This is a genomic window from Lysobacter sp. Root690, from assembly GCF_001427785.1.
Lineage (GTDB): Bacteria > Pseudomonadota > Gammaproteobacteria > Xanthomonadales > Xanthomonadaceae > Lysobacter.
Genome location: NZ_LMHM01000012.1, coordinates 752239 through 775278, shown reverse-complemented (window position 1 = coordinate 775278; position 23040 = coordinate 752239). Strand labels below are relative to the sequence as shown.

The window sequence follows — 23040 nt, the reverse complement described above, 5'->3', positions numbered from 1 at the left end:
GCGGTTATCCAACTTGCGCGTCGTTAACTTGCGTGTCGTTCGTTTCAACGGATGCTTCGTCCAACCACACCGGCGCATCGACGACAGGCGCGGCACCCGCCTTGCCCAGCCCCAGAAAATCGAACAACGTCGCATCGCTCAACTGCGACGGCCGGATATCGCCGAGCGCGCGCGAAATGGTCTCGATGCGGCCCGGCGTTTCGCGTTCCCAGGCATCCATCATGCGCTTGACCTGCTTGCGCTGCAGGTTTTCCTGCGAGCCGCACAGGTTGCACGGGATGATCGGGAAGTCCTTGATCGCCGCGTAATCGACGATGTCGTCCTCGCGCACATAGGCCAGCGGCCGGATCACCACGTGCTTGCCGTCGTCGGACAGCAGCTTGGGCGGCATGCCGCTGAGCTTGGCGTGGAAGAACAGATTCAGGAAGAACGTGGCGACCAAGTCATCGCGATGATGCCCGAGCGCGATCTTCGTAAAGCCTTGTTCCGCCGCGTAGCTGTAGAGCGCCCCGCGCCTAAGCCGCGAACACAGCGAGCACATCGTCTTGCCCTCAGGCACGACGCGCGTGACCACCGAGTAGGTGTCCTGCTCGAGAATCTTGTACGCCACCCCGATCGATTCCAAATACGCCGGCAGCACGTGTTCGGGGAAATCGGGCTGCTTCTGGTCCAGGTTGACCGCGACCAGTTCGAACTTCACCGGCGCCTTCTTCTGCAGTTGCAGGAGAATGTCGAGCAAGGTGTAACTGTCCTTGCCGCCGGACAGGCAGACCATGACCTTGTCGCCTTCTTCGATCATGCCGAAGTCGGCGATGGCGCGGCCGACCTGATGGCGCAGGCGGGTGGCCAGGCGCTCGCCGTCGGCGGCGCGGGCGGTGTCCGGGCGCGGGCGGCGGACGGGTTCGGCGAGGGGCAGGACAGTGCTCATGAGGCCGTCGATTCTACGCTACGGGTCGGTGAACGCAGCCGGCGTGGGCCACCGCGGCGGACCGCCGCCACCGATGACGGCCGCAAGGGCGGCGCGTTAAGCTCAGCGGCATGACCGTCAGCACCGACTCCACCGAGATCGTCCGCCAGCTCGCCGAACTGCGGCTGGAGCATCGCGATCTCGACGCGGCCATCGACCGTCTGGCCCTGGACCCGCAGGCCGACGAGCTCACGGTCAAGCGGCTCAAGAAGCGCAAGCTGTGGCTGAAGGACTGCATCGCCCGGCTGGAAAGCGCGCTGATCCCCGACGAACCGGCCTGACCGCCGCCGCGCCCGCCAGCGCCGCCGATGTCATGCCTGAGTGTCATGTCCAGCTAGTGCGAAACCCAGCTGCAGCCGGCCCCGTCGCTCGTGCTACGGTGCCGCCACTCGAAATCGGGCGGTTGCATGGCGAATAAGGACGAACTGGTCAAGGCGGCGCGCAACCCCTGGTGGCAAGGTGCCTCGGCGGTCGCGCTGGTCGCGCTCGTGGCCACTTTCGCGCTCGGCGGTTTCAAGCAGGCCAAGAGCACCAGCAAGCCCCTGCCCCAGTATTCGGCCGGCCACCGCTACCAGGGCGGGGCGATGGCGGTGACGCCGCTGCGCGCCTGGGTCGCGCGCTACAAACCCGGCGGCCAGGTCGACCGCTTCGATCCAAGCAAGCTGTACCTGGTGCTGCAGGTCGAGATCGAGAACCGCACGCCGCGCAGCTTCAACGGCTTTGGCTACCCGCGCGAGGACGTGATCCTGGTGTCGGCCAAGCGCGAGCCGATCAAGCCCGATCTACTGCTGATGTCCGACGACCACAGCGTCGCCGCCGACCTGCATCCGCGCCTGAAACAACGGGTCGATCTGGTCTGGAATCTGCCGAAGAACTATGTCCACGCGCCGCAGCAGACCTGGGGCGTGTTCGCGCGCGCCTACAAGGCCAAGGCCTACATCAACGACGAGGGCGCCTGGGTGCAGGGCAAGCCCGCGGCCAAGTTCCTGATTCCGGTGCAGGACCTGCGCGACCGGGCGGTGGCGCCATGAGCACGACGACAACTTCCGGCCACGGCCTGCGAGTGCGCTGGCGTTGGCGCGATGCGCTGTGGATCGTGCTGGCGCTGATCGCTGTGGTCGCGCTGCGCAAGGGCGAGTCGAGCTACGAACAGCGCGACGCGCCGCTGGTGCAGCGCGCGAGCGGGCCGGCGCGGGCCGAGGGCCGCAACTTCGCGGTCGAGGTCGGCAAGGTCAAGGCCGCGCGCGCCTATCTGCTCAAGGGCGACTTCAGCCGCTCGGAGGATCTGCTGCTGCGCACTCCGGGGTTGTGGCTGTCGGTGCTGGCCAAGGTTGAATCGACCCAGCGCCCGGGTTACGTCAGCGCGCAATTGCTGACCCGCGACGGCCTGGTCTACGCCGCGTCCAGCGCCGAGCGCCCCAAGCTGCGCGGCATCAACCTGAGCGAGCGTCCGGTCGCGCCGGGGCTGCCCGAGAGCGGCGCCTGGTTCTTCGAAGTGCCGGCCGACCGGCTCGAAGGCGCGCACCTGCAACTGTATTGGGGCAACGGCCTGCCGCAGGGCGGCGACAGCCTGGTCGACGTCGATCTGGGCATCGACGCGGCGCGCGCGCGCAAGTTGTTGGCCGAAGCGAAACCGGTATTGGATCTGCGCTGATGAGCATCGAAATTCCCGCCAGGCCGGTCGCCGGTACTACCACCATCGGCTGGTGGCGGCGCAACACCGGCTGGCTGATCGGCACCGCGGTGCTCGGCGGCATCGCGATCTATGCGCCGTATCGCGACGCCTTGAACGAGTATCGGGACCGCAACCCGAGCATCGCGATCGACGCGCCCAAGCACGACTGGGTGCAGTTCGAAGGCGCGCGTTGGCGTCTGGTCGAGGCCGAAGCGCTGGCCCCGCGCGATCCGCGCATCCTCGGTTCGCTGCGCAAGGATGCCGGCGTGTTGCTGGTGCGCTACGAAGTGATTCCGGATTCGGGCACCCCGATCAAGACCCTCGACACCTGTCGCGGCCGCGTCGCCGATGCGCAGGGCCGGCAATGGGAAGCCGGCCCGGTCGGCTTGCCGCGCCTGGGCGGGCCGAAACTGCCGACCAGTTGCGGCAGCGGCTACGACGCGCAGTTCAAATCGGTGCTGGCGGTGCCGGGCCGACCGTTCGCGTTCCAGCACGCCTACGTGTTGCCGCGTACGCAGAAGCTGGAAGGCTTGGAGGCGCGGATCGAATTCGGCCCGCTGCAATCCGCCAAGGGCCGCTACCTGCGTTTCAAGCTGTAGCGATCGCGGTAGAGCCCAAGCGCGCCGCGCAGTCTGCGCGGGCGGGGCTTCCGCGCCGAGGCGTTGCGATCAACCGCGCGGCAAGCGCGCGATCGCGCGGTCGAACGTCGCCGCCAGCAACACCACGCGCAGCACATCGGTCAGCAACGAGGTGCGGAACGACAGCGGCGTGTTGAGGAACACCGCGAACGGCTGGCCGATCACGCTCTGCCATTGCGGGTCCTTCGGGCCGACGAACTGCTGCATCAGCCGCCACGACCACGAGTCGATGTAGGCCAGCAGCTGCCAGCACACGCACAGGGTCAGCAAGGCCGGCAGGCCCGCGCGCAGCACCAGGCGCAGGCTGTTGACCACCGGCACGCCCTTGCTGCTCCAGCCGGCGCTGGCTTTGTCGGCGAGCATGCGCAGAGTGAAATGCATCGACTTGAAGCGCTCGGCGACCCGGCCCAGACGTTCGTCGGCGGCGTCGATGCGCTGCGCGCGGCGCAGGTCGATGCCGTAGATGATCGCGGTGATCGCCAGCCAGATCAGCGGCAAGGCGATCGCGCCGGCCGCGGTCGAGACGAAATCCCACAGCGGCGCCAGCGCGCGCTTGCTCGGCGCCAGCAGCTTGAACACGGCGGTCGGGCTTTCCCACCACTCGGTCGCGGCGACATAAACCACTCGCTCGTGCCACCAATCCTGGCCGCTCTTGATCAGCTGCGCGATCGCCGCCGCGCCGACGAACACCCAGTACGCCTCGCAACTGGTCGCCACCACGTTCCACAACGCATGCCCGGTCGCGGCCGCGCGGCGCTTGCTGAACCAGCGCACCACCCAGGCCACCGCGAGCGCGATCCACAAGCCCTTGAGCTTGAGCACCTGATGCAGGTTTTCCTTGTCCCACACGCTGAAGGTGTAGTGGGTGCGGAAGTTGCGGCGCAAATCCTCGAGCAGGCCCCAGCCGGCGTAATAGGCGAAGAACGGCAGCATCGCGATCGCCAGCGCGGTGATCCACTGCTTGCGCACCGCCGCGGTATCGGGCGTGGTCGCGCCGCCGGCGAGCATCGGCAGCGACGGCCGCAGCGACTGGAACATCAGGATGGTGCCGGCCAGCTGGGTCACGATCAGCACCGACAGCACCGCGAACGACAGCAGCACCGAGCGCTCGCCGAGCTTGACCGACAACTGCATCAACAGGTCGTAACAGACCCGCTGGGCGAAGAACCAAAACGCCAGCGCGGGCCAGTGGCGCCACAGCAGCCGGGCGCTGAGCAGAGGAATTTCGAGCCACGGGTGGCTGCCGCCGCCACCGATGGCGGACGCGGACGGATCGGAGGCCGAAGCCAGGGCGCTGGTCGGGATCGTGCTCGTGGACATCGGATTGACGGACATCGGCGGGGCCGGATCGGGGTCGGGCGATGGTAACCCGCATGGGCGCGGGGCTTGCAGTGACGGATATCAGAGACCCGGCCGGTGCCGGCCGGGTCGATGCGCTCGACGAATTGCCGTCATTGACTCGCGGTCGGCGCGTCCTGCGTGTGTTCCGCCGCGGCAGCGTCGGCGCCGCGCGCGGACGGCGGCGCGGGGCGATCGGCGGGCTTGGACTCCTTCAACGGCAACAGGCTGTAACGGAAATTCAGGTTCACCGAACCGCCTTCGTTGCGCGAGACGTAGACCCCACCCGGCAACGCGCGGATCTGCCGTTCGCCCGGGCGCTCGAACGCGTTGTCCAACTCTTTCGACGACCGCCGCGCCGGCAACTGCTGCGCATACAGAGCATCGAGCATGCGCCCGAGTTCCGCTCCGGCCAGATCGATCGCCGAGCGCAGACGCGCGCAATCGTTCTCGCTCCATAGCCGTGCGCGGCGCTGGTCCTCGATTTCCGCCGACCAACTCTCCTCGCGCGCGAGTTCCAGATTCTTTTCGTGCAGCTTGCGCGCGTCGGCGGCTTCGCGCAGTTCGGAACTGCGTCCCACGCGGCCTTTTTCCTTGACCCGCGCGACCATCGCCTGCGCGCCGCTGTCGGCGAAACGCCGTTCTTCCTCCGCCACCAGTTGCTCGATCTCGGCGGTGGTCTTGGGCGGAAGGTCCAGCCAATCGGACACGACGATGAAGTGATCGCGCCACAACGGTTTCTTCCGCCACGCCGACTTGACCTCGCCCTCGGGCGCGTACGCGGCGACATCGACCGAGGTCACCAGGGCGGTCAGGCCCGGAGACAGGCTCGAGGTGATGGTGAATATCTGCCGCGGCTGATCCTTGGGAATGCGTTTTTCCCACGCGTCGTCTTCGCCGTCGGTCAGGTTTACCGCCACCGCCGCGCCCCAGGGCGCGCGCGCGATCGCGTCGCGCACGGCCTGCTGCAAGGGCGTATCGACCGGCAGGTCGCACCGCGCCTGCTGGAGCGGTTGGTAAGCGGCGACGGCGCGGTTCTTGGCCTCGGAATACGCCGCGCCGTTGACGATCGCGCTCGCGATCAGGCCGCCGAGGACATTGACGCCTATCGCCTGCCCGGTGCTCATGCCGGAATTGAACTGCGGCGTGCCGCCCGGATAGCCCGGCATGTAGCGCGTCACGTCCTGATAGACGAAATCGACCTGCGGCCGCACTCGCTGATCGAGGGCGACGATATGCACCGGCAGACTCGCCGCGAGCGACGCGCGCTCGGATCGGTAGCCATCGATTTCCTTGCTGGCCGCCTGCGCGGCGGTGCTCAACGCGAGCATGAGCACGCCCGCCGCGAGCGGCGCAGTCTTGATCTTGATCATGTCCCCAACCCCCTGGCGCTTGCTCGGGCAAGCGCGATGCGCAACGGCTTCTCCCCCCGAGAAGCCGCGCCAGTATCCACGCCCCAGTGGCCTGGAACAATCGCGCGGCGCCGTGGCCGCGCGATGTCGCCGAACTGCGTCGTTCAGGCCGCGGCCGGCGGCGTTTCCACGACCGGCTTGGCCATCTCCGGACTGATCTTCTCGATCGTATGCCGCAGTTCGCGGCCGAGGATCACCTTCGCGTCCTTCGCCCACGCGTCCAGGCGCTGGTCGAAGGCGAGCTTGCCCTCGCTGTCGGGCCAGACCAGTTTGAGTTCGCGCAGTTTCTGGATGAAGCCGCGGAACAGGGTCTTGTCGAAGAATTCCGGCGCGGCCGGCGCGTACAGCAGCGACAGGCGCTGCGCGGCGAGTTGGCACAGGCTTTCGAGTTCGCCGGCCGACATCGTGCCGGGGCCGTTCTTCACCAGCACGCTGATGGCGATGTAATAACGCTCGAAGGCCTGCTGCAGCGAGTGGCCGATCGCGCGCAGGCGGAACACTTCGTCGGTCTGGCCGGCGTTGCGGGCGAGGATGCCGCCGTCGTCGTCGCTGACCCGCTCGAGCAGGCCTTCGCGCACGAACACGTCGACGGTGCGCGACAGGCGCTGTGTGAATTCTTCCTCGCTCCACGGCAGGAACAGTTCGGCCTGCAGGAACGGGTACACGCTGCGGCCCAGGCGCAGCACGCCGGCCAGGCTCATGCGCCGGTTGTGCTGGAAGCAGCAGGCGATCCACGAGGCCGCGGTGAACAGGTGCAGGACATTGTTGCGGAAGTAACTCAGCAACACCGCCTTGTCGTCGCCGTCGACGCCGAGCACGTCGCCGAGCGGATGGGCGACGCGTTCGAGCACGTTGATCTCTTCGCCGTGGGCGACGATTTCCTGCGGCGTGTGCGGGGTGACGGTGACTCGGTCGGAATACGGCAATTCGGCCAGCAGGGTTTTCGACAGCGCGATCTGCGCGAGCAGATCGGCCTCGCCCATCGCGTGCTTGGGCGTGGACAGCAGCGCCAGCGCGAGCAGGTTGATCGGGTTGACATCGGCGGCGCGGTTGACGTTGATCTGGATCTGTTCGGCCAAGGCATCGACCGTGGCCGACAGCCACGCCGGCTTGTCTTCTTCGTCGAGCGGACGGCCGTCCCACTCGGGCGCATGCGTGGCGAGCATGTCGTTGAGCCGGATCGGCTCGCCGAAGTTCACCACCACCTGGCCGTAATTGGAGCGCAGCACCTTGGGGATGCCCCAAAGCAGCTGCCAGATCGATTCTTTTTCCTTCGGCTTACCCGACAGCTCGTCGAGGTAACTGTTGCCTTCCATCAGCTTTTCGTAGCCGACGTAGATCGGCTGGAACAGCACCGGACGGGTCGGCTGACGCAGGAAGCCGCGCACGGTCATCACGATCATGCCGCCCTTGGGCTGCAGCAATCGACCGGTGCGCGAGCGTCCGCCTTCGATGAAGTATTCGATCGAATAGCCGCCCGACACCAGCTGCGCGACGTACTCGCTGAGGATCGCCGAATACAGCACGCTGCCGCGGATGCTGCGGCGGATGAAGAACGCGCCGCCGCGACGCAGGATGCCGCCGATCACCGGCAGGTTGAGATTGATGCCGGCGACGATATGCGGCGGCACGATGCCCTTGGCGTAGAGCAGATAGCTCAGCAGCAGGTAGTCCATGTGGCTGCGGTGGCAGGGCACATAGACGACTTCGTGGCCGGGCGCGTCCTGCTTGAGCTGGTCGAGGTGATGCACCAGCACGCCGCGGTAGATGCGGTTCCACACTGGCGTGAGGATGAAGCTCAGCGAGCGCACCACCGGGTGCGAATAGTCGGCGGCGATTTCGTAGGCGATCGCGTGGGCTTTCTTCCACGCTTCGGCGCTGGAGCTGCTGTCGCGGCGGGCTTGATCGGCGATCGCTTCCTTGACCGGATCGGCGGCGAGCACGCGATCGATCAGCATGCGCCGGGTCGACAGGTCGGGCCCGATCACCGCCGCGCGGATGCGGCGGAAGTGGGTGCGCAGCACGCGCGAGAGCTTGCGCACGGTGCGTTCGGGTTCCAGCCCTTCGTCGACGATGCCGCGCAGCGACACCGGCGGCGAGAACCGCACCATGGTGTGGCGGCCGTTGAGCGCGATGGCGAGCAAGCGGCGGAAGCGGCCGACCAGGGTCCAGTTTTCCGAGAACAGCACCGAGAACCAGCCGCTGCTGCGGTCGGGCGCGCGGCCAACGAAGATCGACACCGGCACCAGTTGCACGTCCAGCGCCGGGTCGGCGCGGTGCGCGTCGAGCAGGCGCGCGAGCGAGCCGGAGTGGGTCTTGGCCGAAGGCGGACCAGACGGCGCCAGGGTGCCGGCGTTGCGCCGCGACAGCGCGACATAGGCGCGCTTGCGGCCCAGCGGATCGCCCGGCAGCGGCTGCAACGGCGACGGCAGGCCGCTTTCGATGCAGGCGCGTTCGAGGATCAAGGCGTTGGACAGGCCGTAGTCCTCAAGCACGTAGCAGACCGGGCGGCCGTTCCATTCCTCGGCGATGTGTTCGGCCGGGGTCTTGGGCTCGATCGTCAGCGACACCCATGGCGCCATCAGCTGGCCGAGCAGGCGCGCCCACCATGGGCGGTTCTTGGTGGCGGCCGGGGCGGTCTGGGTGGCTTGGGCGGACGGCTCCACGGCAGGCGGCGCGGGCGCGTCCATCGGCAGTTCGGCCTGGTGGGTCGGTTCGTCGGCGTGGTGGCTGGATGGCTCGACGGTGGGTGAGGCTTGCTGCGAGTCGGTGGCGTCGGGTTCGCGGGCGATCGAGGCCGTGTCCGGGTTCGCAGGCGCTGGCGCGGGTGCTTCGGATGCGGGCGGCGCGGGCTCGGACGGCGTTACCTCGGATGGCGCGATCCCGGACGGCTCGGCCGCGGCGGATTCAACCGGCGCGGTTTCGGTCGGACCGGACTCGATCGGGCCAGCGTCGGCGGGCGCCGCGGCGGTGCCCGGCAACGAGGTCGCGCCGGGCTCTACGCCGGGCGCGGACGCGTCGTTGGGGTCAAGCCCGGGGTCGACGGGTGGGGTCGGTTCGGGCATGGCGGAAGGTATGTCGGAAGAGGACGCCGGATCGGCATCGGCAACGGTGGGGTCGATCGGGTCGGTCGGCGTGCGTGCGCCAGCACCGTCGGTCGCGTGAGGATCGGCCGCGGCGGCGTCGGGAAAAGGCAGGGGCGTCTGTTTCGGCATCCCCGGCATTATGCCTATTCGGCTTCGGCGCGCGCCTGGGCCGAATGGGCGGCTGTCGGGACGGGGTTGGCGCGCCGGCCGGGGGGCTTTTCGTATGCGGGATGCCGGCCCGCCGCGGTCAGATCGGCCGCGGCAGGGGCTCGAAGCGGATTGCGCCGGAAGCCTGCGGCCTGAACGCCTTCCCGAGATGCCTCGGGGCGCGCGGGTCTCGATGGCTTAGCGGGGTTTCGGCGGCGCGGTGGCGGTGGGGCCGGCAGCGGCGGCCGGAGCCGCTGGCTTGGGCGCCGTCGCGGGTGGCGCGGCGGTCGCGCTGGGCTTGGCGGCGGGCTGGGCGGCCGCGGGCGTCGGCACGGGACTGGTTTTGCCTGCGCCGGTTTGAGCGGCCCCGGCTTTGGCCGCGGGCTCGGCGGCATTCGCTTCGGCTTTGCCTGCTTCGGCCGCACCTGCTTCAGCCTTGCCCGCTTCGGGCAGGGTCGCCGCCGGCCGGGCCGCTTCGACCTTGCCGGCGGCCGGCCTGGCCGGCGCCGGTTTTCTGTTCGCCACCGCCCGCGCCCACGCCGCCTGTTGCCCCGCCGCCGAGGCCGCGCGCGGCGGCGCCTCGATCTCGGCCTGGGCATGGCGCAATACATCGCTGAGGTACCAGCGCTGCTGACGGCGTTCGACCAGCACATAGGCGTCGACCGGTTCGCCGGCCAGTTGGTAGCGGATGCGGACCCGCGCGGTGTCGCCGGTCTGTTCGGCCAGGGTGGCGTCGACGCTGTCCAGCGCCGCGTCCAGGTCCAGGCCGTAGCCGCCGAGCACCTGCTTGAACCGCTCCACGAACGGGCCCAGCCGGCGCAGGCTGCGGTCCATGCCGTTGTGGGCGAAGGCGTCCGGCGCCGCCAGCCCGGTCGCACGCGCGGCCGAGACCAGTTGCGGGATCGCCGCGCGGCCCTTGGCCGAGTCGCCCAGCGAGGTGGTCTGCGCCCATTGGCTGATCGCACCGATCAGCTGGGCATGGTGATCGCGCTCGGTGTCGCTGTAGACGGCCTCGCTGCGCACGTACTGGATCGCGAACACGCCCAGGGTCCTGGCCGCCGAATGCAGCTCGCCGTCGGCGCCGGCGAACTGGCGGCGGAAACTCGCCACCAGGTCGCGCTCGGCGTTCTGCGCGGCCAAGGCGGCGATGAAGGTCGGGAAGCGGTCGTGCAGCGGCAGCTCGGTCAGCGGCCAGGTGGTGCGGCCCTCGCGCCAGGCGGTTTCCAGGCGCGCGTGCAGCTCCGGCGGCAGCGCGTGGCGGGCGTAGCCGGCCAGGTCGTTGCGGCGCAGGTCGGCGACCAGCTGGGTCACCGCCTGGGTCGGCAGGCTCGCCACCGGCTCGGCCGGCGCCGGGTCCGGGCCGCAGCCGGCCGCCGCCACCAGCAGGGCGGTCGACAGGCAGATCGTGCGGACGCGTCGGACGATGGTCATCGGCTCTAAAGCTCGCAAGGCGTGGCTCCCGGCATGGGCTCCCCCCAGGCGTGGGGCATCTTGGCCGCGCGTCCGGGCCGGCACAAGCCGGGGCCGGCTCACCCTCGCTCACCGATCGCGACGCCAGCCAGCACTTGCTGACGCGCGAGGTCGCTTGCGCCCGCTTTTTTGCAACGCCGAAAAGTGAACGAATCCAGCAGAAAAACCGCTGAACAGGCCGGAGCGGCGATCCCGTGACCCCTATCACCCCGTGCAGGTCCGACGGCCGATATGGTGCCGGTACTGGCATGTTTTATGCGTTCTAAACAGGCAAAACCGGCACATCTGTCGGTTCGCCAACGCGCTGCCGCGCAGGAGAACGACCATGCGTCCTACCCCGACCTGTCTGTTCATTGCTGTCCTGGCCTTAGCCGGCGTCGGTCCCGCCTCGGCGGCTAACGACACCACTCAGTTCAACGTCACCATCACCATCACCAGCGTCTGCGACATCCACACCGTCGCGCCCACCAACGTCAATTTCGGCTCGGTCGCCTCGACCGCGACCAACGTCGACCAGCAGGGCCAGCTGACCATCAACTGCACCCCGGGCACGGCGTACACGATCGGGCTCGACAACGGCCAGAACGGTACCGACGTCAACAGCCGCAAGATGGCCTCCGGCGCCAACCTGGTGCCGTATCAGCTGTACCGGGCCGCCGCGCGCGGCGCCGCCGATGTGTGGGGCAGCACCGCCGGGGTCGGCGGCAACGTCCTGGCCGGCAGCGGCACCGGCGCGGCGGTCAACGTGCCGGTCTACGGCCGGACTCCGAGCGCCAACTTTCCCACTGGTACTTACAATGACGTGGTGACCGCCACGGTGACCTACTGACCGGGCCGGGCCGATGAGCGGCGGCCGGTGGCAGCAGGCAGTCCGCGCCTCGGCCGCGTCCAGCGGGGCTTCGTCGGCCCTGCGCCCGCTCGCGCTCGGCCTGCTGTTGGCCCTGATCGCCGCGCCCGCCGGCGCGGCCGGGCTGCAAGTCACGCCCACCACCCTGACCCTGCAGGCCCGCCAGAACGCCGACGGCCTGTGGCTCAGCAACACCGGCACCACCACGTTGCAGGCCCAGGTGCGGGTGTTCCGCTGGACCCAGGCCAACGGCGAGGAGCACTTCGAACCGACTCAGGCGCTGGCGATCAGCCCGCCGATGCTGGAACTGGCGCCCGGCGCCCGGCAGCTGGTGCGGGTGATCCGCCTTGGCGCCCCGCCGGCCCGCGAGGACAGCTACCGGCTGATCGTCGACGAACTGCCGCCCGAGGACGCCAACCGCCCGCCCGGCCTGCAGTTCGTATTGCGCTACTCGCTGCCGGTGTTCCTCGCCCCGGCCGGCGACGCCGCGCCGGCACCCAAGCTGCGCGCGCAGCTGAGCTTCCAGGGCGAGCAGGTCCGCCTCGAGGTCCGCAACGACGGCGACCAGCACGCGCAGTTGGCCGACGTGGTGTTCGTCGACCGCCACGGCACCCGGCATGCGCTGCAGTCCGGCCTGCTCGGTTACACCCTGCCCGGCCAGCGCATGCGCTGGCCGCTGGCGGCCCCGGCCGAGCTGTTGCGCGGCGGCGGCACCCTCAAGGCGAGGATCAATGGCGAAGCCACCGAGCAGGCGCTGGCGCTGGACCCGCCGGCTGGCTGATGCCATGCCGGCCGGCCTGCTCCTGGCGTCGCAGCTGGGCCACGCGGCGGAACCGCCGCCGCTGGCGGTGCTGCGCGCGGGCGAAGCGCCGGGCGGCGGATCGCTGAGCGCTACCGCGGCGGCGGCGAACATGGCCTTGTACCTGGAAGTCAGCCTCAACCAGACCGCCTACGGCCCGCCGCAGCCGTTCGAGCTGCGCGACGGGCGCCTGTACGCCAGCGTCGCGACCTTGCGCGCGATCGGCTTCCGCCTCGACGGCCACGACAGCGGCGACACCCTGGCGCCCGACGGCCTGGCCGGCGTCAGCGTGCGCTACGACGCCGCCAGCCAGCGGGTCGCGATCGACGCGCCGCTGTCGCTGCTGTCGCTGGCGACCACCCGGCTCAACGCGCCCGGCGCCGATGTCCCGGTCGCCAGCGCCTCGCCCGGGCTGCTGTTCAACTACGACCTGTATTCCAGCCGCGACCGCCACAGCGACAGCACCAGCGCGTTCGCCGAGCTGCGCGTGTTCGGCCTCGGCAGCGGCGTGTTCAGCCAGACCGCGGTGACCCGCAGCTACCAGAACGAGGACGACCCGCGCCGCACCGACTCGGTGCGCCTGGACAGCAGTTGGCGCTGGTCGGCGCCGGCTTCGATGTTCAGCGTCACCGCCGGCGATGTGATCAGCGGCCAGCTCGACTGGACCCGGCCGCTGCGCCTGGGCGGCATCCGCATCGGCCGCGACTTCGGTTTACAGCCCTACCGCATCACCACCCCGCTGCCGACCCTGCTCGGCGAAGTCGCGGTGCCGTCGGCGGTGGACCTGTACGTCAACGGCATCCGCCAATACAGCGGCGAGCTCTCGCCCGGGCCGTTCCAGCTGGCGACCCTGCCCGGCATCACCGGCGCCGGCAACGCGCAACTGGTGGTCACCGATGCGTTCGGCCGCACCCGCACCCTCGACTTCCCGTTCTATGCCGCGCAGCAATTGTTGGCCAAGGGCTTGTCGGACTGGTCGCTGAGCCTGGGCCTGGCGCGCGAGGACTATGCGATCCGCTCCTTCGCCTACGGCAGCGAACCCTTGCTCAGCGGCGATCTGCGTTACGGCGTCAGCGACCGCTTCACCGTCGAAGCGCATGGCGAAGGCGGCGACGGTGTGGTCAACGGCGGCGTGGGCGGGGTGTGGTTGCTCGGCCAGGCCGGGGTGATCAGCGGTTCGCTCGCGCACGGCCGCGACGGCGACGACGGCGGCTGGCTGTATGCGGCGGCGTACAACTGGAGCAACGGGCGTTTCAATATTTCCGCCGACACCCAACGCACCCGCGGCGAGTACCGCGATCTGGCCTCGCGTTACGGACTGGGCGCGCCGCGGGTCAGCGAACGCGCGGTGGTGAGCTGGAGCGACACGCGACTGGGCAGCCTCGGCCTGAGCTATGTGCGCCTGATCTATCGCGACGAACCCGCCGCGCGCTACGCCAGCGCGACCTGGAACCGCAGCTTCGGCGGCCGCGCCGCATTGAGCCTGTCGTACAACCAGAACCTGGATCGCGGCGAGGACCGCAACGTCTATCTGGGTTTCACCCTGAACCTGCAGGATCGCGACCGCCGCGCCAGCACCCAGATCAGCGTGTCGGCGCAGCGCAGCCGCGATCTCGACCAGGGTGTGATCGATATCAGCCGCCCGGTGCCCGGCGACGGCGGCTTCGGCTGGCGGGTGCAGGCGCGCGGCGGCGACGGCGAGGAAGGCGGCTTGGCCGAGGCGGGTTGGCTGACGTCATTCGGGCGCTTCAATTTCGGCCTCGCGCGTCAAGGCGAAAACGACTACGGCTACGCCAGCGCGAGCGGTTCGCTGGTGTGGATGGGCGGCCATGCCTTCGCCGCGCGCAACGTCAGCGATGCATTCGCGGTGGTCTCCACCGGCGGCGTGGCCGACGTGCCGGTGCTGCTGGAAAACCGCCCGATCGGCCGCAGCGATCGCGACGGCATGCTGCTGGTCACCCCGCTCAATGCCTGGCAGCGCAACCGCATCGCGATCGATCCGATGGAGCTGCCGGCCGATGTGCAGCTCGGTCAGGTCGAAGTGCAGGCCACGCCGAAAGATCGCTCGGGCACCTTGGTGCGTTTCGCGATCGACAAGATCCGCCCCGCGGTATTGGTGCTGCGCGATGCCTCGGGCCAGCCGCTGCCGCTGGGCAGTCGCGTGCGCCTGATCGATGGCGGCAGCGCGATCGTCGGCTACGACGGCGAGGCTTACCTCGATCGCGTGGGCGACGCCAACGACCTGCGCGTCGACACGCCGAACGGCGCGTGCCGGGTGCGGTTCGCGTATCCGCAAGGGTCGGGCATCCCGCGAATAGGCCCGCTGAGCTGTACACCGGAGCGATCGCCATGAACGTGCGCCGCCGCCTGATCGCCGTGTTCTGTTTGTTCGCCTTGCTCGCGATGACCGCGCCGATGCCGGCCTTTGCTGCGACCACCTGCACCGCGTCGATGACCAACCTCACCTTCCCCGCCACCACCGGCGCGATCAGCGACGCCAGCGCGACCTTGACCGTGACCTGCACCACCGGCGCGTTGTCGCTGCTGGCGCGGGCCAAGGTCAACATGTGCGTGAGCATCCTCAGCGGCACCGACGGCGCCGGCACCCTCAACCCGCGGCGCATGATCAATGGCTTGAGCGATCCGTTGCAGATGCAGCTGTACACCGACGCGGCGCGCAGCGCGATCTGGGGCGCGCGCGGCAACGGCACCGTGCCGAATTTTCTTCCATTGCAGTTCGACTACTCCGTACCCCTGCTCGGCGGCAGCCAGACCTTGAACGCGACCCTGTACGGCCGCATCCCTGCCCAAACCGCGCTCAACGCCGGCAGCTACACCAACCGATTCACCGGCGCGCTCGACACTCTGATCGAATTCCGCTACGCCGAGGCCTTGCTCGGCGATCCGCCGATGCCGACTTCGTGCCTCGCTGGCGGCAGCGGCGGCGCGCCCAGCCAGTTCCCCTTCACCGTCAACGGCTCGGTGCCCAACACCTGCACGCTCACTCCCAAGCCGGTGCCCGACCTCGCTTTCGGCAACGTGCCCGGCCTGATCACCGCCAACGTCGACCGCACCACCGCGATCGGCCTGGTCTGCACCGGCCGCACTGCGTGGCAGATCGGCCTCAACAACGGCTTGAACGCCAGCGGCACGGTGCGGCGCATGCGCAATGCCGGCGGCCAGTTCGTCAGCTACGAGTTGTACCGCAACAGCCCGCGCACCCTGCGCTGGGGCAACACCCTGGGCAGCGACACCCTGGCCGGCACCGGCACGGGCACCGCGCAATCGCTGACCGTGTTTGGGCGGGTCGCGCCGCAGACGCCGAACGTGGGGACCTACAGCGATACGATCGTGGTGACGGTGACGTATTGATCGCGATGCGAGGCTGCGGTGCGACGAATCGCGTCGCTATCGTCGGCAGGCGGTAACGCTGCGAAGCCGCAATCGGCTTACTCCCGCATGGCGATGTTGAAACCGCCTTGCGCTGGATGTCTCCCGCCTTGCGTGCGGGCATGCCGCCGTGGACCGCGGATGCTCTTATGGTTGAAAGCGCTAACTTGAAAGTTGGTTACGCGTCTTGAACGTTGGTCGTCATTGGTGGCCGTCAACCGGTAGCAGCAACTTTCGCAGACAGATCGGAAGCTGATCGAGCCGTCTGGGATGACGCTTCGGCAACTTCGCTTCGATTCCGCTGTCGGCCAGAAGCAGGCATACGCCCACCAGGCAGCCGAGCGTCTGTCTCGTCACAGCAAGGACCGGTCGAGTAGACGGCCTTGCAAGTAGGCGCATCGACGCGCCGTCAGGGAGTTCTTGCACACTCCCCGACGGCTGGCCTCATATCGATTACTTCGCCGCCGCTCGCGCCGCTTCGACGATGACCTTGGCCACCGATTCCGGGTCGGACGCCATCGGCACATGACTGGTCGGCAGAACCGTGGTCTTCGCGCCGATCTTCTTGGCCAACGCACGCTGCGCGCCCGGGTCGATCATGCGGTCCTGGGCGGCGACGATGTACCACGACGGCTTGGTGGTCCATGCGGCCACGGTGACGGGCTGTTCGAAGTTGGCGCCGCGCACCGCGCCCTGGGTGGCGTGGATCAGGTTGGCTTCCTGGGCGCTGACGTCCTGCGCGAAGTCGCGGGCGATGGCGTCGGCGGGCAGGGTCAGGTAACCGTCGGCGTCGGCGATGAAGTGGGCGAAGCCCGGCGGAGTCGGGAAGTCCTTGGTGTCGACCACCGGCGCGGCATTGAGCGAAGGCGCGAAGGCGGCGACGTAGACCAGGGCCTTGACCTTGGCATTACCGCCGGCCTGGGTGATGACCGAGCCACCCCAGGAATGGCCGACCAGCACGACCGGACCGGACTGCGCGTTGACGACGCGGTTGGTGAAGGTCACGTCGTCTTCCAGCGAGGTCAGCGGGTTCTGCACCGCGACGGCGTTCAAACCCTGTGCCTGGAGCAACGGGATGACCTTGTTCCATGACGAGCCGTCGGCGAAGGCGCCGTGGACCAGCACCACGGTCGGGCGAGGCTTGGCGGTCGGGGCGGGAGTGGCGGCCGAAGCCGTGCCCAGGCTGAGGGAGGCGGCGAGGACCAGGGGGGCGAGGATGTTCATAGAGGCTCCTTGAGGATGGGATTGGCTGGACGGGCCGGGTCGTTCCCGGTGACGTCACTATCCTCGCTCCATCCGGCCTTTAAGTGACGTAAAGTACGAATAACTTGCCATAGAGTCCAAACATGACCGACAGGCTCGAGGCCCTTCTGGCCCACTTCCCGGTGCGGGCATCCATCCTGCACGCCGGCGCCCTGTGCGGCATCCACGAACTGCCGCCGCGTGGAACGCTGGGCCAGTTGCACCTGGTCCGGCGCGGCACCGTGGTCGTGCATCACGCCGCGGGCAAGCCGATCACGCTCACCGAGCCCAGCCTGCTGCTGTATCCGCGGCCGTGTGCCCATCGCTTTGTGATCGACGACCGCGAGGGCGCCGAGTTGGCCTGCGCCGACCTCAGTTTCGACGGCGCGGCCGAACATCCGCTGGTGGCCGCGTTACCCGACTTCGTCTGCCTGCCGCTGGACCAACTGGGCAGTGCCCGCCCCTTGCTGGATCTGCTGTTCGAGGAGGCGTTCGACCAGCGCTGCGGTCGTGGCGAAGTGCTGGCGCGACTGTTCGAGCTGGTGCTGATCCAGGTGTTGCGGCATCAGATGGAAGGACAGCGGGGGCAGGCGGGATTGATGTCGGGGCTCGCGCATCCGCGCCTGCGCCGCGCGATCACCGCGATGCACGAACGGCCGCGGGAAGACTGGACCCTGGAGGCGCTGGCCGCGACCGCCGGCATGTCGCGCAGCTCGTTCGCGCAGACGTTCCGCAGCACCGTGGGCAACACGCCCGGCGAGTACCTGCAGCGGTGGCGGATCCTGCTGGCGCAGAAGGGGCTGCGCAGCGGCAAATCCCTGAAGCTGCTGGTGGACGAGGTGGGCTACGCGAGCGAGTCGGCCTTGTCGCGGGCGTTCAAAGCGCAGATGGGGGTTTCGCCGAGGCAGTGGCGGGGACGGGCGGTTCCCAGTCCGCCGTGACGGAACTCCACCTTCCCTGTTGAGGGTCGGGACCTGAGACGGGAAGGACATCGACGCCCTCGGCCTTCAGGCCTCGGCTGTCACCGTGCCCGGCTCAATGAAGAGCGGCCGCGGGCAAAAGAAAAGGAGGCCGAAGCCTCCTTGCAAATCGGCTTGCGCCGATAGATTTCGAGTTGTGGCATGGCCCCGGCTGGCACCGGGATGGGCGCAGACTACCGCCGGGGACTAGTTAATGCAACACTTGAAGTACTTAGATATAACTTATTGATTTTAAATGATCGTCAGTCGCCATAACGACTGAGATCGCTCAGGGCGCCACATCCAGCGCGGCGCGCTTGGCCAGCCGGCGCGCGTCGCGCGACTGGCTGTAGTCGTTGTTGAAGGTCATCGCCTCCCACGAGCCGTAGCTCGGGTTCGGCAGCATCCACCAGCGTTCGCCGAACCAGTCGTGGTACTGCGCCAGCAGCGCGTCGCGGCCCTCGGGCGTGTTGGCCACGACCTGGACGAAGTCGCCCATCTGGTCGCCGAACTGCATCAGCACGCGGTACTGCTTGCCGGCCAGGAGGCGGCGGCAGTTCTTTTCGCTGCCGTTCTGCTCACAGCCGTCGACCACCGTGCCCAGACCGAGGAACACCGAATCGTCGGCGACCGGCAGGCCGGCCTGACGCAGGTTGGCCAGGGTCGCGTCCTTCAGATGCACCGCGCGATTGGACAGGTACAGGACGGTCACGCCCTTGGCCTGCGCGGCCTTGGCGAAATCGACCACGCCCGGCAGCGGTTTGGCCTTTTTCTCGGCGACCCAGGCGTCCCAGGTCACTTCGTCGTATTCCTTGCCGTCGCGGACCAGCCGCGCCTGATACGGCGAGTTGTCGAGCACGGTCTCGTCGACGTCCATCACCACCGCCGGCTTGAGGCCCTTGGCCGGATTGCCGCGCTCCTCGGGCACCAGCGCGTCCCAGTTGGGCTGCTTGAGCGCGAGGTCGAGCTTGTCGGCGGCGGCGCGGTAGACCGTCTCGGTGGCCGCGCGGTATTCGACCGAACGCTGCATCCACAGCACGGCGTTGAGGTTGTCGTCGGCGCCGGACGGCTTGGCGGCCGGCGCGGTCGCGGCCGGTGCCGCCGTGGGCTTGGCCTCGGCGTCAGCGGCGGACGCCGTTCTCGGCGGCGCCGGCTTGCAGGCGGCCAGGGCGAGCACGCAGGCGAGCGGGATCAAGGGCAGGGCGCGAATGTGCATGCGCGGTCGGTCCATGGGAAAGGCGGGGAGTGTAGGCCGCGAATCAAAACGGTGTCGATTCTCGACCGCCCCGGCTCGGGCGCTCCACAGGGCCCGGCCCGGCACGCCGCGGCGCTAGTCCGAAATGCTGCAGGCCTCGAGGACCGGCTCGCCCGACTCCTGTCCCGCGCCGGTGCAGTCCAGGCTGATCGACTGGCCCCGGCTCAACCCGGCCACGGCCTCGTCCGATAAATTCTTCGCCCGCACCAGCCCGACCCCGCGATCGGTCAATTTCAGCATCGGCTCATCGCTCGCATCGCGGCCGATGCTGGCGATCCGCCCCGACACGCGCAGCGCAGTGTCTTTGTAGAGCCAATCGGCCGCGGACGCATCGTCGCGGTAGGCCCTCGCCAGCGTGTTCACATCGACCTCGCGCGGGCTGGCGTCGGCGGCGCGGTCGATCTCGTGAGGGCTGTCGGCATGGCCGTTGTTCTCCAGCGCGGACATCGCCGACAGCCCGCCGAGCAGGAAGATCCAGCCGAACAGGTATACCAGCGGCGATACGATCAACGACGCCAGCAACTGGAACAACCCGCCAAGCGCGCCGTGCTTGGCCATGCCCACGATCGCCAGGATGAAAGCGGCCAGGTTCAACGGCCAGCCGATCAGCAGGCCGCTGCCCGGTATCGGGATCAGGAAACACACCCAGGCGATCACCAGGCAGATCCACGCGGCCCGGCCGGCGCCGTTCGGCGCGGGATGGGAGGGGCTCATTGCATTCATCGAAACAGTCCTTGTCCAGGCGCCATGCGCTCAGCGTCATGGGGATAACGGTTATCCATTGCAACGAATGCGCAGGGCTCGTCGTGGATGGCGACGACTTACTCGCCGCCGCGGTATCGGCGCATCGGCTCGTGCGTCAGCGTTTGCGCGAGGGCGACGCGGCGGGCGCGGCCACGTGCGCGATGCATTCGACCTCGACCTTCGCGCCCATCGCCAGGCCCGAGGCCGCCAGCGCGCTGCGCGCGGGGAACGGCGCGCTGAAGTGCTTGCGATAGACCTCGTTGAACGCCGGCCACTCGGCGATATCGGCCAGGAACACCGTGCATTTGACGACGTCGCGCATCGAAGCGCCATGGCGTTCGAGCACGTTGCGAATATTGACCAGGGTCTGTTCGGCCTCGGCCTGGATGCCGCCCTTGGCCAAGGCATTGCCGCTGCCCGGCACGGTGCCGATCTGCCCCGACAGGAACAACAACTCGCCACTGCGCACCGCTTCGGAGAACGGCAGCTTGGCCGCGGCCGGATCGGGCGAACTGAGGAATTCCGGCGCGCGCGCGTCGCTGGCGCAGGCGGCCTGCGCGGCGAACAGCAGCGGCACGGCGAGGCCGAGACGAGCGACGGAAACGCAGTGGATCGCGGCGGATGCAATCGACGGGGCTAGGCGCATTGCGGACTCCGATTTCGATACGGTGTTGATGGATACGATGCCGCGATCATCGACGCGACGCTTCGCCTTGGCCAGTGCCCGCGCTCAGTCGGCGTCGATCGCGTCGCGGGTCAGCCGAAAGCGCCAGAAATCGCGAGTGCGGCCTTGCACGATCCGCAGGCCGCGCACCAGTTCGTCGCGCCGGAAACCGCATTTCTCCAGCACGTGCTGGCTGGCCAGATTGACGTCGAGGCAATAGGCCTCGACATAGTCGTAACCGCGGATGTCCAGGCCCCAGTCGGCGATCGCCAGACAGGCTTCGCTGGCGATCCCGCGGCCCCAATGATCCGGATGCAGGTTGTAGGCGATTTCGCCGCCGCGCGGCGCGTCCCAGACGGTGTGGAAACCGACCGTGCCGATCAGCTCATCCAGATCGTCGACGATCGCGAACAACGCCGGCGCATCGTGATCGAACGGCTTGGACGCGATGATCTGCGGATACAACACTTCGATGCCGTCGAGCTTCCAACTGGTGTGCTCGACCGCGCCCGGCAGCGACAGATAGGCGAACCAAGCCGGCGCATCGGCCATCGTCATCGGACGCAGGTGCAGACCGACGCGATGCAGGCGCGGCATCATGCCGGCGGCGCGCCCGGCACCGGCGCGACCTGCAGGGACACCTGCTTGGCGCCGTCGGCGACCCACTGCTTGCCGACCTCGGCGAAGCCGTAGCGCGCGTGGAAGCGGCTCGACACTTCATTGAACGGAACGATGTAGAACTCGCAGGTCACCTGCTCGAAGCCGCGCTCGCGCGCGAACCCGAACAGATCGTCGTAGAGCAGGCCGCCGAGCCGACGGCCCTGATGGCTGCCGGCCACGGCAATGCGGTCGACGTAGAGGAACGTCGGATAGCGCTGCGAAAACCACAGGTAATTGGGGCTGTCGTAGTCCGCGCCCTGGGCGAACGCGAGCAGGAACGCGACCACGGTGTCGCCGTCGCAGGCGACGCGGTGATAGACCGATCCGTGATCGAGCCGGGCCAGACGCTGTGCATCGAGCGGGCTCATCAGCGCTTCGGATTCGAGGTTGAGGGCGAGGATCGCCGGGTAATCGGCGGCGGTGACGGGGCGGATGCGCAGGCTCATGCGGGCAGTATGCGCGAGCGGTCGTCGCGTGTGCGCATGGGGTTTGGCGTCGTGTGCCCGCAATGCCGGGATGGATGGTTGCGCCGGTGTATGCGGTGTNCGCTCCTACAGGTAGCCACCGTGGCTTGATCGCGCCCTGCAGGAGCGGCGCAAGCCACGACCGCGACACCGCAACCACGACGTCACCTCATGCGAGCGACGCATCGCCAAGACGCCCCCGCTCCCCTCAGGTAGGCGTCCCCACTTCATCCCAATCCTGCTCATCGAACCGCAACAACCAATTCAACGCGTAATGCCGCTCGTACACCACGCTGGGATGCAGACCGATCGGCGGTTCGCGCTCGTCCAGGCGCGCCTGCCGCACCAGCCAATGCCGCCGGTACAGGCCGTCGAGCGCATCCAGCAACTCCGGCAACGGCCGCAAGCGCGCCTGCGCGATCTGCGCTTCGTCGGCGTGATCGATCGCGACGCGCGCGATCTGCCCGGCATCGCAGATCGCGGTCGGCGGCGGCAAGGTCTCGCTGAGGCCCAAAGCCCACTGCAGCAAGGCCGCGCTTTCGTAACGCCAGCCGTGGTTGGCCCAGGTTTCCTCGTCGGGCGCGTCGCGCTCGATGAAGTCGCGCTCGGCCGGGGTCAATGCGGCCACGCCGGCGCCGAGTTTGCTGGCGATGTCCTGCAACGACAACGGCTCGGAACTCAGCGATTCGGCGCGCACCGCGACCGCGCACAGCGCGAGCATGCGGCGCATGGTTTCCTCAGGCGTGCGCAGGCGCACTTCGCCCGCGCCGAGCACCGGCGGCAGATGCGCCGGCGAGTGCGCGCCCAGGCGTTCGAGCTCGGCCTCGCTGCGCGCCTTGCGTTCGCGTGCGTCGGGCGGGTACGGCAGCGCCGCGTCGGCCTCGACCGCCGGATCGCCCTGGCTGGCCAGCACGTTGCCGGCGGCGTCGCGCACGCTGCCGTCGGGCAGGAAGCACAGCACGTTGGCGGCCTCGCCCCAGGCGGCGAGCGCGTCGAAGTCGTGATCCTCTACTTCGAAACTGTAGTGGGTCTGCACGCGTTGCAGATGGCGCAACACGCCGAAGGTACGCGCGTCCATGCCGTCGACGGTGCCGAGCACGTAGCCGACGAAGCCTTGCAGGTGCGGCACCAGTTCCGGATCGCTGCGGTCGCGGCGGGCCGGCGGTTCGCGCAGGAACCGCGGTTCCGGCGGAGAGGCGAGCGTGGAGTAGGCGTTGATCAGCAGGCTCATGAAGTTGCGCGTTCGCTGGGACGATGCGGGCAAGACTAGCCGATTCGGGGCT

At 68.7% G+C, this 23040-nt stretch carries 21 protein-coding genes; 9 read left to right on the top strand and 12 right to left on the bottom strand.

Features of this window, described 5'->3' with window-relative positions:
• Positions 1–4: 4 nt before the first annotated feature.
• A complete protein-coding gene (gene ttcA / locus ASD86_RS11220; protein ID WP_056110368.1) occupies positions 5–928 on the bottom strand; it encodes a tRNA 2-thiocytidine(32) synthetase TtcA in 924 nt (307 codons plus the stop codon).
• Positions 929–1038: 110 nt separating this feature from the next.
• Between ttcA and ASD86_RS11215 the strand changes: the two genes are divergently transcribed.
• From ASD86_RS11215 to ASD86_RS11200, 4 genes are all read left to right on the top strand, one after another.
• The gene (locus ASD86_RS11215; RefSeq protein ID WP_036105101.1) at positions 1039–1248 is read left to right on the top strand and encodes a YdcH family protein; all 210 of its coding nucleotides are present in this window, start codon (positions 1039–1041) and stop codon (positions 1246–1248) included.
• Between the two features lie 126 nt (positions 1249–1374).
• Complete coding sequence (locus tag ASD86_RS11210) at positions 1375–1998, top strand: hypothetical protein (RefSeq protein WP_056110366.1); 624 nt, start codon at positions 1375–1377, stop codon at positions 1996–1998.
• Positions 1995–2621 carry a hypothetical protein gene (locus tag ASD86_RS11205; RefSeq protein ID WP_056110364.1) on the top strand — a complete coding sequence of 209 codons (627 nt, stop codon included), beginning with the start codon at positions 1995–1997 and terminating at the stop codon, positions 2619–2621. Before ASD86_RS11210 ends, ASD86_RS11205 begins: the two co-directional genes overlap by 4 nt.
• Positions 2621–3241 (top strand): hypothetical protein, encoded by a 621-nt coding sequence (locus tag ASD86_RS11200; protein ID WP_056110362.1) that lies wholly within the window; start codon positions 2621–2623, stop codon positions 3239–3241. Before ASD86_RS11205 ends, ASD86_RS11200 begins: the two co-directional genes overlap by 1 nt.
• 69 nt (positions 3242–3310) lie before the next feature.
• Here the strand turns inward: ASD86_RS11200 and ASD86_RS11195 are convergent, their stop codons facing one another.
• From ASD86_RS11195 to ASD86_RS11180, 4 genes are all read right to left on the bottom strand, one after another.
• Positions 3311–4600: a hypothetical protein gene (locus tag ASD86_RS11195; protein ID WP_157476504.1), complete on the bottom strand. Its 1290-nt coding sequence runs from the start codon at positions 4598–4600 to the stop codon at positions 3311–3313.
• Between the two features lie 131 nt (positions 4601–4731).
• Positions 4732–5991: a hypothetical protein gene (locus ASD86_RS11190; protein WP_056110358.1), complete on the bottom strand. Its 1260-nt coding sequence runs from the start codon at positions 5989–5991 to the stop codon at positions 4732–4734.
• Between the two features lie 143 nt (positions 5992–6134).
• Positions 6135–9095 (bottom strand): glycerol-3-phosphate 1-O-acyltransferase PlsB, encoded by a 2961-nt coding sequence (gene plsB, locus ASD86_RS11185; protein WP_235567721.1) that lies wholly within the window; start codon positions 9093–9095, stop codon positions 6135–6137.
• A gap of 366 nt (positions 9096–9461) precedes the next feature.
• Positions 9462–10694 (bottom strand): hypothetical protein, encoded by a 1233-nt coding sequence (locus ASD86_RS11180; RefSeq protein WP_056110357.1) that lies wholly within the window; start codon positions 10692–10694, stop codon positions 9462–9464.
• A gap of 364 nt (positions 10695–11058) precedes the next feature.
• On the opposite strand from ASD86_RS11180, the gene ASD86_RS11175 reads away from it, so the two are divergent.
• From ASD86_RS11175 to ASD86_RS11160, 4 genes are read left to right on the top strand one after another with little or no spacing between them, the layout of a single operon-like run.
• Positions 11059–11562: a spore coat U domain-containing protein gene (locus tag ASD86_RS11175; RefSeq protein ID WP_056110355.1), complete on the top strand. Its 504-nt coding sequence runs from the start codon at positions 11059–11061 to the stop codon at positions 11560–11562.
• Positions 11563–11575: 13 nt separating this feature from the next.
• A complete protein-coding gene (locus tag ASD86_RS11170; protein WP_082578262.1) occupies positions 11576–12361 on the top strand; it encodes a molecular chaperone in 786 nt (261 codons plus the stop codon).
• Positions 12312–14732 (top strand): fimbria/pilus outer membrane usher protein, encoded by a 2421-nt coding sequence (locus tag ASD86_RS11165; protein WP_157476502.1) that lies wholly within the window; start codon positions 12312–12314, stop codon positions 14730–14732. The genes ASD86_RS11170 and ASD86_RS11165 overlap by 50 nt, the downstream gene beginning before the upstream one ends.
• Positions 14729–15751, top strand: a complete 1023-nt coding sequence (locus ASD86_RS11160; RefSeq protein WP_056110351.1) for a spore coat U domain-containing protein — start codon at positions 14729–14731, stop codon at positions 15749–15751. The genes ASD86_RS11165 and ASD86_RS11160 overlap by 4 nt, the downstream gene beginning before the upstream one ends.
• A gap of 471 nt (positions 15752–16222) precedes the next feature.
• On the opposite strand, the gene ASD86_RS11155 is transcribed toward ASD86_RS11160, so the two are convergent.
• Positions 16223–16993, bottom strand: coding sequence for an alpha/beta hydrolase (locus ASD86_RS11155; protein WP_056110349.1), 771 nt, complete (start codon positions 16991–16993; stop codon positions 16223–16225).
• Between the two features lie 122 nt (positions 16994–17115).
• Here ASD86_RS11155 and ASD86_RS11150 point away from each other — a divergent pair, with 122 nt between their 5' ends.
• A complete protein-coding gene (locus ASD86_RS11150; protein WP_056110347.1) occupies positions 17116–17952 on the top strand; it encodes an AraC family transcriptional regulator in 837 nt (278 codons plus the stop codon).
• Between the two features lie 307 nt (positions 17953–18259).
• Here the strand turns inward: ASD86_RS11150 and ASD86_RS11145 are convergent, their stop codons facing one another.
• The 6 genes from ASD86_RS11145 to ASD86_RS11120 form a co-directional block, all read right to left on the bottom strand.
• A complete protein-coding gene (locus ASD86_RS11145; RefSeq protein WP_056110345.1) occupies positions 18260–19201 on the bottom strand; it encodes a 5'-nucleotidase, lipoprotein e(P4) family in 942 nt (313 codons plus the stop codon).
• 99 nt (positions 19202–19300) lie between these two features.
• Positions 19301–19939: a hypothetical protein gene (locus tag ASD86_RS11140; protein WP_056110343.1), complete on the bottom strand. Its 639-nt coding sequence runs from the start codon at positions 19937–19939 to the stop codon at positions 19301–19303.
• A 145-nt stretch (positions 19940–20084) separates the two neighbouring features.
• Positions 20085–20615, bottom strand: a complete 531-nt coding sequence (locus tag ASD86_RS11135) for a RidA family protein (RefSeq protein ID WP_082578260.1) — start codon at positions 20613–20615, stop codon at positions 20085–20087.
• 84 nt (positions 20616–20699) lie between these two features.
• Positions 20700–21233 carry a GNAT family N-acetyltransferase gene (locus ASD86_RS11130; RefSeq protein ID WP_056110341.1) on the bottom strand — a complete coding sequence of 178 codons (534 nt, stop codon included), beginning with the start codon at positions 21231–21233 and terminating at the stop codon, positions 20700–20702.
• Positions 21230–21739, bottom strand: coding sequence for a GNAT family N-acetyltransferase (locus tag ASD86_RS11125; protein ID WP_056110339.1), 510 nt, complete (start codon positions 21737–21739; stop codon positions 21230–21232). The genes ASD86_RS11130 and ASD86_RS11125 overlap by 4 nt, the downstream gene beginning before the upstream one ends.
• Before the next feature lie 226 nt (positions 21740–21965).
• The gene (locus tag ASD86_RS11120) at positions 21966–22988 is read right to left on the bottom strand and encodes a DUF4272 domain-containing protein (protein WP_056110337.1); all 1023 of its coding nucleotides are present in this window, start codon (positions 22986–22988) and stop codon (positions 21966–21968) included.
• Between the last annotated feature and the right edge of the window lie 52 nt (positions 22989–23040).